Source organism: Chitinispirillales bacterium ANBcel5, assembly GCA_029688955.1.
In the GTDB taxonomy this organism is placed as follows: domain Bacteria; phylum Fibrobacterota; class Chitinivibrionia; order Chitinivibrionales; family Chitinispirillaceae; genus Cellulosispirillum; species Cellulosispirillum alkaliphilum.
Map to the genome: position 1 here is coordinate 1 of JARUKZ010000095.1, position 1804 is coordinate 1804.

Annotated in this window: 1 protein-coding gene; it reads left to right on the top strand. The window is 41.7% G+C overall.

From position 1 onward, the window contains the following. Positions 1-1618, top strand: a 1618-nt coding sequence (locus QA601_18835) for an SUMF1/EgtB/PvdO family nonheme iron enzyme (protein ID MDG5817159.1), incomplete at its 5' end; no start/stop codon positions are given. Between the last annotated feature and the right edge of the window lie 186 nt (positions 1619-1804).

Genomic DNA, 1804 nt, shown 5'->3' on the forward strand with positions numbered 1-1804 from the left:
AGTGTCTGAACCCGATAGCCTTCCTGTGAAAGACGGGTACCGATTTGTCGGGTGGTATACTACAGAATCAGATGAGCCATATAATTTTTCAACTCCTGTTACCGATGACTTCTCATTGTATGCGCAGTGGAATGAGTTGTTTAGTGTAACATACGATGAAAATGGCGGTGCCGGAACAGTACCTGTTGATACTCAGAAGTATATCACAGGTGAAACGGTAACAGTTCTTGGAGATACACTAAACAAAGGTGGGCACATATTCAGAGGCTGGAAACATGATGGTACCACTTACAACGAAGGTGATACGTTCTCCATGGGATCAGAGGATGTTACCTTAAGTGCTGTGTGGGAAAAAGAGATGTTTACAGTGACATTTAGAGATGAGGATGGAGATAGGCTCAGCACAGAAAACGTGGTGTTTCAAGATACCGTTCCACGACCCGTAGACCCGGAAAAGGAAGGGTTTGTGTTTGATGAATGGTTGCATGAAGGATTACCTTTTGTTTTTGATACTCCTATAGTAGATGATATCACACTAACTGCAAGTTGGAATATTGCGCCACCGCAGATAACCCTTCAACCTAGAAACCAAACCGTGTTTGCAGGAAGAAGAGATGTTGAATTTAGCATTGAGGCTTCTGGAGTCGGTATACTCAATTATCAATGGTCGGTTAATGGCGAGGAAATACCCGGAGAAACCAGCAGCTTACTTAGTATACCTCAGGTGAATCGCAATAATAATGGTGATTCATTTAAGTGCATAGTAAGTAATGAGGGTGGAGCAGTTACGAGTAATGAAGTTACCCTGACAGTAAACCGTGGTCCCTGGGTACCGCAGCCCGAAGAGCTTGAACATGATAATGGTATGGTACTGATTAGAGCAGATGGGTACAGCTTCCGAATGGGTAACCCGACCACAGATCCATGGGTGGATTTCTCCTATGATTTCTGGATGAGTGAGGCGGAAATAACGCAAGGTGAGTATGCTGAAATTATGAGCAATCATATTCCAAACTTTATCCCACCAAGGTGGGCTTTTTACCGTGATGATAATAAGCCGGCTTATACATTAACATGGTATGATGCTGTCCTGTATTGTTGGGCGCGAAATGTTGAAGAAGGTCTCGAACAAGTTTACAGTTTCGATGGGATAATTTGGGATGAAGTTAGCTGGTCATCAAGCATAGGTTTTGAGAATTTGGAGATAGATACCTCTAAAAACGGTTACAGGTTACCGGTAGGTGCTGAATGGGAATATGCTGCCCGAGGAGGAACAAATACACGTTTTTCCTGGGGCGGAAATCATCAGTATTACCCGCTAACTTCTGCTGATACTGCAGAAATTAATGAACATGCTGCATGGGAAGCTAATTCGGGAAGAAATCATGGACCTCATATAGTAAAAGGTAGAGAACCAAACAGGTATGGTGTATATGACATGGGTGGGAATGTTTGGGAATGGTACAAAACTGATGATTTTGACGGATACAATGCTCGTGGGGGGAGCTGGAATAGCAGAGAAGCTACCCTTTTAATGCCTAATTCAACAATAGGATTTACCAGTGGTTATAGGAATGATCATTTAGGTTTCAGGGTTATGCGGAAGGCTCCTGATTAATTATCTGAATTAGTTAAATACTGCAGGTGTAATGGGATAAACAGCAATTTTTTACTGTGTTAATAAACTTATGGGCTTTATCATCAATTACACAGGTGTTTTTTGCAAAGCCAAACCCTGCAACTAAATCACAGAAATATTGATCTTTTCCTATTCACATCGCAAATTGGTTTTTAAAAAAAATAT